Raw genomic sequence first — 17,127 nt, 5'->3', positions numbered from 1 at the left:
GGCCTGACGTTCCTGTCCGGTGATGAAGCCGTTCGTTCCCTGGAGTGGGGCGAGAAGCCCTCGGCATCGCACCTGCGCAGCTACCTGCACCCGGACACCTCCTCGGCGTTTCCGAGCCGCCGCGGCGCGGAGCGGTTCGAGTCGCCGTGGCACCCGGACTCGACGTACGTCGCGGTGCGCGGCAGCGAGACCTCGTTCGAGCTGCGGCTGGCGGACGGCACGCAGGTCCGCGTGGACGGGGCGACCTTCGCGGACGTGCTGACGGGCCTCGACGCGTTCCGTCAGATGGCCCAGGCGAACCCGGCCGCGTCGCTGGTCCTGCTGTCCGGTCGCAGCGGCTCGCTCGACGTGCCGGGAGGTGCCGCGCGGGACCTGGAACGCGGGCTGGCCGGCGCCGCGATGGACCACCTCGTGGTGGCGCCGACGACGGACGTGCACCTGCGCACCGCGCGGTTCGGGCGCGGTGGCGAGCTGGTGCTGGACCGGGGTGGCTCGTGGCGCGCCTTCCCGTTGCCCGACGTGATCGAGAATCTGGAGCTGTCCGGGGTCCACACCGACGGCACCCCGGTCACGTTCCGCACGGCCGAGGTGCGCACACGCGCGGTCACCGGGCCGGACGGCACGAACACGGGGACGGCTTTCGTCGTCGGCCCCGAGCTGGGCCCCATCCGCGGCGTCGAGCGGGACCCCTACCTGAACCGGACGTTCCTCTACGACGAGGGCTTCCCCGAGAACGGGAACAGCAGGTCGGACGGGACACCGCCCGGCCGCTACGAGGCGCCGTCCTGGCCTGCGGACTCGGCCCACCTCTTCACCCACGGCACCGAACGCACGATGTACGTGGAGCTGACCAACGGGCGCATCGCCGAGGTGACCGGCGAGACCTTCGCCCGTGTGGTCAACGACCTGCGCCCGTTCCGCCAGGTGCTGGCCGAGCGTCAGCCGGGCGCGATCCTGCTGATGGCCTGCGACACCGGGGCGGTGCTCGGACCGGGTGGTGCCGCGCACGACTTCCAGCGGGCGCTGGCGGAGTTCGGGCACCACCAGCCGGTGGTCGCGCCCACCCGCCCGGTGGGCATCCACGGCTGGAGCGGCCGCGGCTGGGAGACGCGGGTCAAGGACGGCGGCACGTGGGAGCGGTTTTCTGCGGCGCCCGCGCACGTGCTGGGCGAGTTCATCAGCCCCGACGGCACGGGCCGGTGGGACTCGTTCGCGCCTGACGCCGTCCGTTCGGAGCCGGTCGTGCGCGACGGCCAGGTGGTCGGTGTGTCGTTCCGGCCGGAGGGTTCGGTCCTGGAGGCCACCGGCGGCCGGATCGCCGACGGTGGTGTGCCGGAGCGCGCGTTCGCCGTGGACGTCGAGTCGTCCTCGGACGGCTGGTACGTGGTGCAGACCTCCCGCGGCGACTCCGTGTTCGTCGACGGTCCGGCCTTCGCGCGGGTGGTCGCCGAGTCCGAGGCGTTCCGCGGTGCCGACGAGGCTCCGATGGCGCTGGTGACGTCGACGCCGCTGGACCGGCCGGGCGAGGGTGCCGCGTTCCACGAGGCGCTGGTCCGCGACTTCGGCTTCCGGGAGTCGGTGTTCGAGCCGCGCGGCGCGGTCGAGGTCGTCGAAGGCGTGGACGGCACGCCGGTGTTGCAGACCGAGGACGGCTGGAGGGCACACCACGAGTCCGGCACGCCTTTGTCGGAGGACGTCCCGTGGGCGGACGAACGGCCGCAGGGCGTCGATCTCGCCGGTGAGGTCCGCCGGTTCGAGGCCGGTGAGGTGCGGGTCCGGGAGATGCTGCACGACGGCCGGCCGGTCGGCCTGACGTTCCTGAGCGGTTCCGAGCAGGCGGCATCGCTTCGGTGGGGCAGCGCGCCCGAGAGCGAGCACCTGCGGACGTTCATGCACCCCGAGGGGTCGTCGTCGTTCCCGAGCCGCAGGGGCGCCACCGAGATGGCGGGTCCGTGGCGCCAGGACGCGATGTACGTCGCGGTGCGCGGCACGGGAGACTCCTTCGAGCTGCGGTTGGGCGACGGCGCGCCGGTGCGCGTGGACGGGGCGACGTTCGGCCAGGTCGTGGCCGAGCTGAGGCCGTTCCGCGACATGACCCGGGACAACGCGGGTGGCTCGCTGGTGCTGCTCGCGGGCCGGTCGGGCGAGGGCACGGCGGCGCGGGACTTCCAGCAGGCGCTGGCGGCGCACGGCTGGGACCACTTGGTGGTCGCGCCGACGGCCGACGTGCACCTGCGGACACCACTGCTGGGCCGGGGTGGCCAGCTCGTCGTGGACCAGGGCGGGGCCTGGCGGGCGTTCCCGCTGCCGGACGTGGTCGAGGACCGCGTCCTGCCCGCGCTCACGACCAGGCGGGAGCCGACCGAGTTCCGCACGAGTCAGGTGCGGGTCACCGGGGTCGTCGATCCGCAGGGCAGGCCGGTCGCGGTGACGTTCGGCATCGGTGCGGAACTGCGCGCCGACGTGTCCTACCTGCGTCGTCCCGACGGCGGGACGACGTTGCTGCTGCCGGAAGGCGACCAAGGGCAGCGGGTCGAGCAGGACTTCGACGAGGGCAGGGACGGGTCGCAGCCGGCTCCGTGGCCGGAGCGCTCGGCGTACGTGACGCTGCACGGCTTCCCCACCCACGCGTTCCTGGAGCTCACCGACGGCCGCAAGGTCGGCGTGACCGGTGACGTGCTGGCCGGGGTGCTGCACGACCTGCAGGTGTTCCGCGACCTGATGTCCGCGCGTGAACAGGAAGCGCTGACCCTGCTGTCCTGCTCGACCGGTGCGCTGCGGGCCGCCGGTGGTGTCGCGGACGACTTCCAGCGCGCGCTGGCCGAGTTCGGCTACCCCCAGCCGGTGGTGGCGCCCACCAAGCCGGTCTACCTGCACACGTTGCGCAGGACCGTGTGGGAGACCTTCATCGTCGACGGGGGTCGCTGGGAACAGTTCTCGTCGGGACCTGCTCCGGCCCTGGGCAGGCTGTCCGGCGACGGGTGGGTGCCGTTCACGCCGGCCGAGGTGCGTTCGGCTCCGGTGCTGCGCGACGGCCAGGTGGTCGGTGTGTCGTTCCGGGACGGTGGCGCGGCCTGGGGCGAGACGGGCGGCAGGTTCACGGACCCGGTGCCGGAGCGGGCGTTCGTCGTGGACGTCGAGCCTGCCGGGGACGGCGAGTTCGTGGTGCGCACCTCCCGCGGTGACGCCGTGTTCGTCGACGGTCCGGTGCTCGCGAGGGTGGTCGGTGAGTCCGAGGCGTTCCGCGGTGCGGAGCGGGCCCCTGTCGTGCTGGCGCTGTCCGAGCCGGTGAACGTGTCGGGGCAGGTCCGCGGTTTCCACGACACGCTGGTCCGCGACTACGGGTTGCGCGCCTCGGTGTTCGAGTCGCGCGGCGGGATCGAGGTCGTCGCGGGTGCGGACGGCACGCAGGTCCTGCGGGCCGGGGACGGCTGGGCCGAGCACCGCACCGCCGCCGATGATGCGGAGATCACGCTGGCGGACGCCGACGGGCAGCGGCCTGCCGAGCGCACCGGCGAGGACAGCGAGAGCACGCCGTCGGAGGCGGAGTCCGAGCAGGCTCCCGCACCACAGGCGCCGCCGTGGGTGGACCGGCGGCCGATGGGCATCGATCTCGACGGTGAAGTGCGCCGGTTCGAGCCCGGCGAGGTCCGGGTCAGCCGGATGTGGCGGCGGACCGACCCGATGGGGCTGTGGAACAACAACCCGGTCGGCCTGACGTTCCTCAGCGGCACCGACCGCACCAACTCCCTGCGGTGGGGTGCCGAGCCGAGGGACACGCACCTGCGAGCGTTCGTGCACCCGGAGGGTTCGACGTCGTTCCCGCACAGTGCGGGTGCCACCGAGACGGGCGTGCCGTGGCGCAGGGACGCGATGTACGTCGCGGTGCGCGCCGAGGGCGGCACTTTCGAACTCCGGTTGAAGGACGGCTCGCGGCTGGGCGTGGACGGTTCGACGTTCGGGCGGGTGACGACCGAGCTGTCCAAGTTCCGGCACATGGTGAGCCACAACCAGAGCGGCACGGTGGTGCTGCTGGCGGGCCGGTCGGGTGTCGGCGGCGCGGCGGGGGACTTCCAGCGAGCGATGGCGGCTCAGGGCTGGCACCAGCTCGTGGTGGCGCCGACGGCCGACGTGCACCTGCGGACGGACTGGCCGGGCCGCGGCGGTCAGATCGTCGTGGACCGCGGTGGCGCCTGGCGGGCGTTCCCGGAGGCAGAGGCCGTCAGGAACCTGGAGATCGAAGCGGAGACGGGACACGGGCGCCCGACCAGCTTCCGCACGAGCGAGGTGCGGATCACCTCGATCAACGGCCCGGACGGCAAGCCTCAGGCGATCACCTTCCAGATCGGGGTCGATCAGCGCTTCGGACTGAAGTCGCTGTCGCGCCCGCACGAGGGCACGACCGGACTGCTGCCGGAAGGTGTGCGCAGCCTCTCCGAGGCCAGGCGCGCCATGCGCGCGGGGCGAATGGATGTGCAGCTCGCACCGTGGCCGGAGCAGTCCGCGTACGTGAACATTCACGGCTCTCCCGAGACCGTGGCGGTGGAGCTCACCGACGGCCGCACGGTCAGCGTGCGCGGTGAGGCGTTCGCCGACCTGTTGCTGGATCTGCGGGCGTTCCGCGACCTGATGGCCGTGCGCGAGCAGGAAGCGTTGACTCTGCTGTCCTGTTCCGTCGCCGCGGAACGGCGCAGCGGCGGTTTCGCGCACGACTTCCAGCGGGCGCTTGCCCAGGCCGGACATCGCCAGCCGGTGGTGGCGCCGACGAGGGTCCTCATCACTCACACGCACCACGAGGGTGTGTGGGGGAGCCAAGTCGAAGACGGTGGCCGGTGGGAACAGTTCTCGTCGGGTGGGGCCGTCACGCTGGGCAACCTGGTCGACGAGGCGCGCTGGGTGCCGTTCGAGCCGAGTGAGGTGCGGTCGGCGCCGATCACGCACGGCGACCGCACGGTCGGCGTGTCGTTCCGGCGGGACGGCGCCGTCGAGACCGTGCCCGTCGACGGGCAGGCGAAGCAGTTCCCGGAGCGGACGTTCCACGTGTCCGCTGAGTCCGATGTGGACGGCCGGATCGTGGTGTACACGGCCGAGGACAGGGCCGTGCACATCGACGGCCGGACGTTCGCACGGGTGGTGGCCGAGAGCGAGACGTTCCGCGGCACGGGAAGTCTCCGGCGAAGCGACCCGCTCGCGCTGGTCGTGTCGACCCCGCTGGACGGCCCGACGCAGGGGCGCGCGTTCCACGACGCCCTCCGCCTCGAGTTCAACGTCGAGAACCCGGTCCACGAACCCAGGGGAGCGGCGGGCCTGCGCGACGGTGCCGTGTGGACCCAGGACGGTTGGACCGTCTACAACCACAACGACAACCTCAACGTCCGCGTCATCGCCAGCAGCGACGGGACGACGTTGCGCGGTGTGGACCCGTCCGGTGAGGTGCGCCGGTTCGAGGCGGGCGAGGTCCGGGTCCGGCGGATGTGGCGGCAGACCAACCCACTCGGTCTGTTCGGCGAGCCCGTCGGGTTGACGTTCCTCACCGGCGCCGGTCTCGACTCCTCGCTGAAGTGGGGTGCCGAGCCCAAGAACACGCACCTGCAGACGCTGGTGCACCCGATGCCTTCACCGGACGGCACCCGCGGCGAGCCCACGCGGACGGCCGCACCGTGGCGCGAGGACGCGACGTACGTCGCGGCGCGCGGCGACAGGGACTACTTCGAGCTGACGCTCAAGGACGGCACGACGCTGCGGGTGGACGGCTCGACGTTCGGGCGCGCGACGGCACAGCTGGACAAGTTCCAGCACGTCGCGAACCGCAACGAGGGCGGCGCGGTGGTGCTGCTGACGGACTGGTCCGGTTCAGGTGAGGCCGCGCGGGACTTCCAGCAGGCGCTGGCGGCCGCCGGACGGAGTGAGCAGGTGATGGCGCCGACGACCGCGGTGCACCTGCGGACGGACGCGGCGCAGGCCGGTCAGATCGTCGTGAGTCACGGCGGGACGTGGCGGGCGTTCCCGGCGTCGGACGCGGTGCCGGCGCGCACGTACGGGTTCGGGCGGCTGCGGGGTGTGGACGCGACCGGTGACGTGCGCCGCTTCGAGCCGGTCGAGGTCCAGGTGCGGCCGATGACGCGCAGCGGTGACCAGATCGGCCTGACGTTCCTCACCGATGGCGAGCGGTCCGCTTCGCTGCGGTGGGCTCGTGAGCCCGGGAGCGAGCACCTGCGGACGTTCATGCACCCCGAGGGCTCGTCGGCGTTCCCGAGCAGCAAGGGCGCCGCAGAGGCGGCGGGTCCGTGGCGCGAGGACTCGATGTACGTCGCGGTGCGGGGTGGCGCGGACTCCTTCGACCTGTGGCTGGGCGACGACGCGCGCGTGCGGGTGGACGGGTCGACGTTCGGCCGGTTGATGGCGGAGCTCGCGCCGTTCCGCGCGATGACCGAGCACGACAACAGCGGCACACTGGTGCTGCTCGCGGGCCGGTCGGGCGGAGGTGCGGCGGCGAGGGACTTCCAGCAGGCGCTGGCGGCGCAGGGCTGGGACCACCTGGTGGTGGCGCCGACGACCGACGTGCACCTGCGGACCGCGTGGCTGCAGCGCGGTGGTCAGATCGTCGTGGACCGGGGTGGGTCCTGGCGAGCGTTCCCGTTGCCGGACGTGATCGTGGACCGGTCCCTGCCCGCGCTCACCCTGAAGTCGGAGCCGACCGTGTTCCGCACCGGCGAGGTGCGGGTCGCCAGGATCGACGACCGGCAGGGCCGGCCGGTGGCGGTGACGTTCATGGCCGGGCAGATGCTGCGCACCGACCAGCAGATGCTGAGCCGTCCTCACGACGGCACCACGTGGCTGTTGCCGGAGGGCGACCGCGGCGAGAGCTTCGACCAGGACGTGGCCGACGGCCGGGTCGCGTCGCAGCCCGCGCCGTGGCCGGAACAGTCGGCGTACGTGACGGTGCACGGCGTTTCCCACCTCGTGGGCTTCGACCTGACCGATGGCCGGAAAGTCCTGGTGGGCGGTCGCGTGCTGGCCGAGGTGCTGCACGACCTGCAGGTGTTCCGGGACCTGATGTCCGCGCGCGAGCAGGAAGCGCTGACCCTGATCTCCTGCGAGGTCGGCGCGAGGCGCGGCGCCGGTGGTGTCGCTGACGACTTCCAGCGCGCGATGGTCGAGCTGGGCTACCACCAGCCGGTGGTGGCGCCCACGAAGTCGACCGCGCTGTACGAGTGGCGCAGGAACACGTGGGACACCTACACCATCGACGGGGGACGCTGGGAGCAGTTCTCGTCGGGTTCGGCCACGGCGCTGGGCAGGGTGGAGGACCGGTGGGTGCCGTTCGCACCGGCCGAGGTGCGTTCGGCTCCGGTGCTGCGCGGCGGCCGGGTGGTCGGCGTGTCGTTCCGGGACGACGGTGCGGCGGCTCCGGGCTCGGCCTGGGCTGCCACGGGCGGCCGGGTCGCGGACGGGTCGGTGCCGCAGCGGGCGTTCGTCGTGGACGTCGAGCCGGGGGCGGCGAACGAGTTCGCGGTGCGCACCACCCGTGGTGACACCGTGTTCGTCGACGGTCCGGTGCTCGCGAGGGTGGTCGGTGAGTCCGAGGCGTTCCGCGGCGCGGAACGGGTCCCTGTCGTGCTGGCCGTGTCGCAGCCGGTGGACGTGTCGGGGCAGGTCCGGGGTTTCTACCAGACGCTGATCCGCGACTTCGGCTTCCGCGACTCGGTGTTCGAGTCGCGCGGCGGCGTCGAGGTCGTCGCGGGTGCGGACGGCGCGCCGGCGCTGCGGGCCGGTGACGGCTGGGCCGAGCACCGCGCCGACGCCGTGGCGCTGGCCGACGGCGGGATGCCACAGGACCGTCAGGCGAGGGTGAACGCCGAGGCCGGTCTTCGGCTCCTGGACGGCCCCGAGCAGGCTCCAGCGCGGGTGGACTCACGGCCGACGGGCGTCGACCTCAACGGCGAGGTGCGCCGCTTCGAGCCGGGCGAGGTCCGGGTCCAGCGGATGTGGCGCAAGACCGATCCGCTGGGGCTGTTCCGCGAACCGGTCGGGCTGACGTTCCTCAGCGGCGGCGAGCGTTCCGCGTCGTTGCGGTGGGGCGCCGCGCCCAGGAGCGAGCACCTGCGGACGTTCGTGCAGTCGGCGAACGACTCCGGGTTCCCGAGCAGCAAGGGGGCGGTGGAGGCGCCCGCGCGGTGGCGCAGGGACTCGATGTACGTCGCGGTGCGCGGTGGTGAGGACTCCTTCGAGCTGCGGCTGACCGACGGCTCGCGGGTGCGGGTCGACGGCGGGACGTTCGGGCGCGTGGTGTCCGAGCTGCCGAAGTTCCAGAAGATGGCGGAGGCCAACGAGGGCGGCTCGGTGGTGCTGCTCGCCGGTCGGTCCGGTGCGGGCGCGGCGGCGCGGGACTTCCAGCAGGCGTTGATGGCGAACGGCCGGCACGAGTTGGTGGTGGCGCCGACGACGGACGTGCACCTGCGGACGGACTGGCCGGGCCGCGGCGGCCAGATCGTCGTCGACCGCGGCGGTTCCTGGCGGGCGTTCCCGCTGGCCGACGTCGTCGAGGGCAGGGAACTGGAGGCGCGCACCCTGGGGAGGGGCTGGCCGACCAGGTTCCACACGAGCGAGGTGCGGGTCGCCTCGATCAACGGCCCGGACGGCCGCCCGCAGGTCGTGTCGTTCGTGGTCGGGCGGGAGCTGCGCCACGACGTGACGGAACTGTCGCTCCCGCACCGGGGCACGACGTCGCTCATCGAGGGGAGGTCGGATCACGGCAGGCCGGACCATTCGCAGCCGGCGCCGTGGCCGGAGCGGTCTGCCTACGTCACTCTGCACGGAAACCCCGACAATGCGCGGCTCGAGCTGACCGACGGCCGCACCGTCACCGTGAGCGGGGACGCGCTGGGCGAGCTGCTGCACGACCTGCGGGTGTTCCGCGACCTGATGTCCGTGCGCGAGCAGGAAGCCCTGACCCTGGTGTCCTGTCTGACCGGTGCGGACCGCTTCGGCGGCGGCATCGCGTTCGACCTGCAGCGCACGCTGGCCGACTTCGGATACCGCCAGCCGGTGGTGGCGCCGACGACGGTGGTCCAGGTCGGGGCGCCCCGCAGGGACGCGTGGGACACCGTCGTGGTCGACGGCGGCCGGTGGGAGCAGTTCTCGTCGGGACCGGCGTGGACGCTGGGCGAGCTCCACGGCGCGGCCAGGTGGATCCCGGTCGAGCCGGCCGATGTGCGGTCGACGCCGATCATGCACGGAGACCGGCAGGTCGGAGTGTCGTTCTGGCGCGAAGGCACGGGCGAGGCCGGGCCGGTTCCCGCTGACGCGCGGCCCGTGCCGTTGCCGAACCGGACGTTCCACGTGTCCGCGGAGTCCGATGTGGATGGACGCGTCGTGCTGCACACCCGCGACGGTGCGACGGTGCACCTCGACGGCCCGGCATTCGCGCGGGTCGTGGGCAACAACGAGACATTCCGCGCCGTGGGCGACTTCCGGAGGTCGGGACCGATCGCACTCGCGGTCTCCACTCCGCTCGGCGGTCGGAGCTGGGGCAGGGACTTCCACCAGGTCCTCAACCGCGAGTTCGCCGTGGAGAACCCGGTTCACCAGCCCAGGGGCGCGGCCGGCCTGCGCCGCGGCGAGGACGGCGCTCCGGTCGTGTGGAGCCAGGACGGCTGGACCGTGCACGACCGCACAGCCGACGTCTCCGAACTCGTCGTCCGTCCCGGCGCCGGACCGGACACGGGCTCCGGGCGGATGTCCCGGTCCGGCGGGGAACCGTCCTCGACGGGGCGGCTGCACGGTGTGGACGCGACCGGTGGGGTGCGCCGCTTCGAGCCGGGCGAGGTCCAGGTCCGGCCGATGGTGCGCGGTGGGGAACAGGTCGGCCTGACGTTCCTCGGCGGTGGTGAGCGTTCGGCTTCGTTGCGGTGGGCCGGTGAGCCCGGGAACGAGCACCTGCGGACGTTCATGCACCCCGAGGGCTCTTCGTCGTTCCCGAGCAGCAAGGGTGCGGCCGAGGTGCGTGGGCCGTGGCGCACGGACTCCACGTACGTCGCTGTCCGAGGTGGCACGGACTCCTTCGAGCTGCGGCTGACCGACGGCTCGCGGGTGACGGTGGACGGCTCGACGTTCGGGCACGTGATGTCCGAGCTGACGCCGTTCCGCAGGATGGCGGACGCCCCCAACGGCGGCACGCTGGTGTTGCTGGCCGGCCGGTCGGCCGCCGGTGCCGCGGCACGGGACTTCCAGCAGGGCCTGGCGTCCGGCGGGTGGCACCAGCTCGTCGTGGCGCCGACGGCGGACGTGCACCTGCGGACCGCGCTGCTCAAGCGCGGCGGCCAGATCGTCGTGGACGGCGGCGGCTCCTGGCGGACGTTCCCCGAACCCGCCGTGATCGCCAACCGGCAATTGGACGCGGAATCGTCCTACGGTGCGTCGATCACCATCCGCACCGGTGACGTTCGAGCGACCACGCTCAACGGTCACGACGGCAGGCCGCTGGCGGTCTCGTTCCTGGTCGGTGACGAGCTGCACCACCACGTGCAGCGGCTGGCTCTCCCGCCCACGCACCGGACGTCGCTCGTGCCGGAGGGCGTGGACGGCGCGCGGTTCGTGCAGGAGATGAAGGCGGGGCGGGACATTTCGCAGCCGTCACCGTGGCCCGAGCGGTCGGCCTACGTCATCACGCACGGCTTCCCGGAGAAGGTGCAGCTGGAGCTGGTCGACGGGCGCACGGTCATGCTGCGCGGAGCGGCGTTCGCCGACCTGCTCGGGGACCTGCGCGCGTTCGGGGACCTGATGGCGGCCCGCGATCCGGAGGCGCTGACGCTGCTCGCCTGCTCGACCGGCGAGATGCGCGGTGTCGGCGGTCTGGCGCACGACTTCCAGCAGGCTCTGGCGGTCCTGGGACATCGCCAGCCCGTGGTGGCGCCGACGAACACGGCCGGAACCTACTCCCTGAAGAAGGACGTCTGGAGCACCCACGTGCTCGATGGCCGGTGGGAAACGTTCTCGTCGGGCCCGGCCCCCGTGCTCGGTCAGCTGCACGACGAGACCCGCTGGGTGCCGGTCGACCCCGGCGAGGTGCGGTCGCGGCCGATCACGCAGGGCGACCGCCCGGTCGGAGTGTCGTTCTGGCAGGACGACGCCGGAGACGTCGGCCATCCACAGGCGCGGACCGCACGGTTGCGCGAGGGCACCTTCCACGTCGCAGTGGAGTCCGATGTGGACGGACGACTCGTCGTGCACACCACCGACGGTCGCACCGTGCACGTCGACGGCGCGGCGTTCGCCAGGGTGGTGGGCAACAGCGAGACGTTCCGCGCCGTGGACGGCTTCCGGCAGCCGATCGTGCTGGCCGCCTCGACGCCTCTGGACGGACGGACTCCCGGCGCGGACTTCCACCAGACGTTGCGCGGCGAGTTCGGCGTCACCACTCCTGTGCTCGAGCTCAGGGGCGCGGCCGGCCTGCACGCCGACGGCCTCAGCAGGCCCGTCGTCTGGTTCCAGGACGGCTGGACCGTCCACGACCGCGACGCCGCCGTTCCCGCACAGGTCGTCCGCCCGCCCGCTCCTGGAGCGCGCGCCGACGGGCTGACGTCACTGCCAGGGCTGGGACGCCTGGAGGGTGCGGAACCCTCCGGTGAGGTGCGCCGGTTCGAACCCGGTGACGTCCGGGTCGAGCAGCTGCGGGGCAAGTCGAAGGAGCCGATCGGGTTCACCTTCCTCACCGGTGCGGAGCGTTCCGCCTCGCTGCGGTGGGGTGCGGAGCCCGGCAAGGAGCACCTGCGGACCTTCGTGCAGCGGGAGGGTTCGTCGTCGTTCCCGAGCAGCAAGGGCGCGATGACGGTCCCCGCGAACTGGCGCCAGGACGCGATGTACGTCGCGGTGCGCGGTGACGCGGACTCGTTCGAACTGCGGCTGACCGACGGCCCGCGGGTGCGGGTGGACGGGTCGACGCTCGGGCGGGTGCTGTCCGAGCTGCCGAAGTTCCAGCGGATGGCGGAGACCAACGCAGGTGGCACGGTGGTCCTGCTCGCGGGCCGGTCGGGCGCCGGCCGTGCGGCCGCGGACTTCCAGCAGGCGCTGACGGCGCAGGGCTGGCCGCACCTGGTGGTGGCGCCCACCACCGACGTGCACCTGCGGACGGCGTGGTTCAAGCGCGCCGGCCAGGTCGTCGTGGACCAGGGTGGTTCCTGGCGGACGTTCCCGACCGCCGAGGCGGTCGAGAACCGGACGCTCAGGGCGCGGACGCTGAGGGGGCAGCGCACCTACTTCAACACCGACGACGTGCGGGTCACCTCGATCAACGGCCCGGACGGCAGGCCACAGGCGGTGTCGTTCGTGGTCGGCGGGGAGCTGCTCCAGGACCTGAACACGTTCGCGCGGCCGCATCGCGGCAGGACGACGTTGCTGCCGGACGGAGAGGCCGGTCGGCGGATCGAGCAGGAAATCAACCAGGGTGCGGATTTCTCGCAGCCCGCACCCTGGCCGGAGCCGGCCGCGTACGTCACCGCGCACAGCAACCGCAACATCGCGAGGATCGAGCTGACCGACGGCCACTCGCTCCTGGTGGGCGGAGCGGTGCTGGCGGAGTTGGTGCACGATCTGAGGCCGTTCCGCGACCTGATGGCCGCGCGAGAGCACGAAGCGGTGACGCTGCTGTCCTGCTGGGCCGGCGCCGACCGGCACGCCGGTGGTACCGCGTTCGACTTCCAGCAGGCACTGGAGAGGCTCGGGTACCGCCAGCCGGTGGTGGGGCCGACGGGACCTGTCCGCTTCGGCCTCGACGTGCCCGGGACCTCGTGGGAGAGCTTCGTGTCCAGGGGCGGCCACTGGGAGTCGTTCCCGTCCCCGTGGGAGTGGTCCCCGAACCGCCGGGGCGACGTGGACCTGATGGCCGCGCCGCGGACGAGCCGGCTGCCCGAGGGCGTGGGACTCGACGGACAGGTGCGCCGCTTCCGGCCGGAAGACGTGCAGTTCAGGGCGATGACGCGCTGGGGCTCGCCCGTCGGGCTGACGTTCCTGACGGGCAGTGAGCAGTCCGCCTCGCTGTCGTGGGGAGGTGCTCCCCGCGGCGAGCACCTGAACACGTTCGTGCACCCGGAAGGTGATGGTCCGTCGGCGTTCCCGAGCAGCGACGGCGCTCAGCCGGTCCCGGCTCGCTGGCGCGAGGACTCCCTGTACGTCGCGGTCGAGGGTGCTGCCGGCGGCTTCGAGCTGCGGCTGACCGACGGCTCGCCGGTGCGGGTGGACGGATGGGACTTCGGCCGGCTGCTGGGTGGCCTGGACAGGTTTCAGCAGATGGCCGCCTCCAACCAGGGCGGTTCGCTGGTGCTGCTCAGCAGCCGGTCGGGGCTCAGCGGCGCGGCGGACGGCTTCCAGCGCGGGCTGGCTGCCGCGGGCTGGGACCACCTCGTGGTGGCGCCGACGTCGCACGTGCACCTGCAGCCGGGGACGTGGCGGCACAGCGGTGGCCAGCTCGTCCTGGATCGCGGTGGTTCCTGGCGGACGTTCCCGACGACGGACGTGCTCCACGGCGTGGACCTGCCCGCGATGACGGTCGACGGAGAGTGGACGCGGTTCCGCACGAGCGAGGTGCGCGCGACCGTGCTCCACGGCCCGGACGGCGCTCCGATCGGGATGGAGTTCCTCGTCGGTGCCGACCTGCGTGACCACCAGGCGCAGATGTCGCACCCCCACCGCGGCACGACGATGCACCTGGGGGAGTGGGAGACCACTCGGTGGCGAGCGGCGCAGGACCTGCGCGACGGCACGGACAGCTCGCGACCCGCGCCGTGGCCGGAACGCTCCGCCTACGTCGTGCTGCACGGCAACACCGAAGGGGTGGACTTCACGCTCACCGACGGGCGCACCGTCGGGATGAGCGGTGACGTCCTGGCGCGGGCGCTGCACGACCTCCGGCCGTTCCGCGAGCTGATGGCCGGACGCGACGCGGAGGCGCTGGTCCTGCTGTCCTGCGAGGCCGGCGCGGTCAGGGAAACGGGTGGGGTGGCCCACGACTTCCAGCGGGCGCTGGCCGAGTTCGGGTACCGCCAGCCGGTGGTCGCCCCGGCCGCCAAGGTCGGCCTCCACACGCACCGCGGAGACGGGACGTGGGAGACCTACGTGCGCGGCGACGGCCGGTGGGAGCACTTCTCGTCGGGCGCGGCGCTCGCGCTGGGCAGGCTGCCGCAGGAGTCCCGCTGGGTCTCGTTCGACCCGGCCGCCGTGCGGTCGGCTCCGCTGGTGCGGGCGGGCCGCACGATCGGCGTGACGTTCTCCGACGGCGCAGAACCCGCGCCGCGCCACGAGGTGGTGCAGGGCGTGCGGTTGCCGCAGCGGACGTTCCACGTGTCCGCCCAGTCCGATGTGGACGGTTTGCTGGTGGTGCACACCGGCGACGGCAGGACTGTGCACGTCGACGGCAGGACGTTCGCGCGGGTGGTCGGCAGCAGCGAGGTCTTCCGCGGTGCTGACGGCACAGGGCCGCGGATGCCGATCGCGCTGGTCACGTCGACCCCGCTGGACGTGCCTGGCCAGGGCGGTGGCTTCCACGAGATTCTGCGTCAGGAGTTCGGCGCCCACGAGCCGGTCTTCGTGCCGAGGGGTGCGGCTCGGTTGCTGTACGCCCAGGACGGCGGTCCACTCGTGTGGACGCAGGACGGGTGGACGGTCCACGACCACGCGGCCGGTGTGCACGACCACGTCGTCCATCCCGCCGGGGCCGGGCAGTCCGGTGCTGGGCAGGCCACGTCCACGCCGATCGAGGCCGGTCGCAGGGACGACGTGGACCTGATGACCGCCGGGCCGAGCCGGTCCGAGCCGCACAGCGGCGCTCACAGCGGTGTCTCCGAGCAAGATGCCCGGCTGGCCGCCTGGTTCGACGAGGCGGATCGCAAGGCGGAGACGCCCGCACCGGTGGACCAGGTGCCGCTGGCCGAGCGCGGTGCCGCGCTGAAGTCAGGCCGTTCCTGGCTGCAGCGTGTTTTCGACCGGTCGACGGTCCTGGCGGCCCTGGACGCGGCGACCGGCGAGCCGCGGACGTTCCGCCGGCGCGATGTCGTCGGGCATCTTCTGACCTCCGGGGGCCGCACCGTCGGCGTGACGTTCCGCGGCGGAACGGATCAGGTCGCGGTGCCGGTCACGGCAGCGCGGGGCGGCGTCTTCCACGTCGATGCCGACGCCAGCGCCACCCGGTTCGGGCTGACGTTGAAGGACGGTTCCCGCATCACGGTCGACGGTGGGACGCTGGCCGCCGTGGTGGCGAAGGCCAAGCCGTTCCGGTCGGCGGAGGCACTCGCCGGTGTCGCCCTGCCGGGAACGGCGGCGGGCGCGCTCGGCCACGACGGTGGTGCGGCGCACGACTTCCAGCGCGCGCTCGCCGCCGCGGTGGTGGCCGAGGACGGCCAGGGCCGCTGGCGCGGGTTCGGCGGCGTGGTGGCGGGCACCGACGCCACCGGCCGGGTGCGGCTGTTCAGCGCGGCCGACGTGCCGGTCGAGCCGATCCGTGCCGGAGACTCCGTCGTGGGCGTCTCGTTCCGCGGTGCCGTGGACGAGCCTGCGACGGGCCCGTTCCAGGTGGCCGTGGACGGCGACGTCGAACGCTTCCACGTGAGGCTGGGCGACGGGACGCGGGTCGCACTGGGCGGCTCGGCGTTCGCGGACCTGCTGGCGTCGCACAGCGAGTCGCGCGAGGTGACGCTGCTGGCCTCGAGGGTGGGCGCGTACAGCTGGCGCGGCGGTGCGGCGCACGACTTCCAGGCCGCCTTGAGCGACAGGCTCGGCGCGGAGGCGAGGGTGACGGCGGCCCTCGGCGAGCTCGCCGGGCCGGAGACGGCGTGGCGGGAGTTCCCCGAGGTGCCGCTGCACCAGCCGGCTCAGGGCTACCGCGCCGACCTCGGCGCCTACGTCGACGTGACATCTGCCGACGTGCGGGTCGAACCTCTGGTGAAGGACGGCCGGACCATCGGTGTCGTGTTCGGCATGAGCGACGACGACGTGGCGGCCGCGCACGCGTGGACGGCGGCGGACGGCCGAGGCACGATGTCGGTGCTGCCGCAGGGAGTCAGCGACATCAACGCGGTCGAGGGCGGACTGGATGCTCAGTCCGGCCCGGTACCGTGGCCGGAGAACACGTTCTTCATCGTCAGCCACAGCTTCGGCGCCGAGGGCGCCTCCTCCGGCTTCCGCGTCCACGACCGCGACGGTGCGGTGGTGTCGCTGTACGGGCACCCGTTCGCCGACCTCGTGCGGCGGCTGGAGCCGTTCCAGGAGCGGATGAGCGGGCCGGACCGTCCGGAGGCGATCGCTCTGATCGTCTGCACGGTGGGCGACGACGGCGCCGGTCAGGCCGCGCACGACTTCCAGCACGCCCTCTCGGCCTCGTTCGGCCACGATCTCCCGGTGCTCGCCTCGACGGACTCCGTCCACATCGGGGTGCGGGACGGGCGCGCGGTGACCGCGCTGCACCACGGCGGTCGCTGGAACACGTTCTCGGGCGGGTTCGGCCTGGTGCTCGGCACGGACTCCACCGGCCGGATCGCGTCGTTCCGGCCAGAGGACGTCCGGTCGCACCTCGTGGATCACCCGGCCGGAGTGTCTTTTGTGGATGGTCCGGAACGGACTGCCGTGGAACGGTGGCCGGACGGCGCGGCTGGTGTGGACGTGCGTGCGGCCGAGGACCGGTTCAGCGTCACGCTCGCCGACGGCCGTGAGCTCACCGTCGACGGCCCGGCTTTCGCGAAGGTGCTCGTGGCGTCCTCCGCGTTCCGCGAGCTCACGGCGTCTGGAGCTCCGACCGCGCTGGTGGTGACGGACGGTGCGCCGAGCGCGGTGCGCGAGTTCCAGGCGAAGCTGGCGTCGACCTTCCACGTGCACACGCCGGTGCTCACGCCCGGTGCCGAGTGGGCTGTCCACGCCGGGCGGCCGTTGGTGGTGGAGCGTTCCGCCGACGGCGAGGTGCGCCTGGTGAGCGCGCCGGAGACCGAGGACGACGCGGCCTCCGAAGACGGCTGGTCGGCGGCTGCGTCGTCCGCCTGGGACGAGCGCTCGGTGCCGGATCTCGACGACGTGGAGACGCCGCGCTCGATCTCCCTCGCCGACTTCCTCGGTGGCACGCCGCCCCGTGAGGAGGATCGATGA

The 17,127-nt window shown here is 73.0% G+C and carries 1 protein-coding gene (cut by a window edge); it reads left to right on the top strand.

The window, feature by feature from the left end:
• Positions 1–17,127, top strand: partial view of a WXG100-like domain-containing protein gene (locus ACFOWZ_RS27625; protein ID WP_382376812.1) — the 3' portion only. The gene continues 10,497 nt to the left of window position 1, outside the view; the window shows 17,127 of its 27,624 coding nt (coding positions 10,498–27,624); its start codon lies beyond the left edge, outside the window; its stop codon occupies positions 17,125–17,127.

The organism is Lentzea rhizosphaerae (genome assembly GCF_042649515.1).
Lineage (GTDB): Bacteria > Actinomycetota > Actinomycetes > Mycobacteriales > Pseudonocardiaceae > Lentzea > Lentzea aerocolonigenes.
Note: the sequence above shows the minus strand (reverse complement) of the source record. Positions and strands in the feature narration are given on the sequence as shown.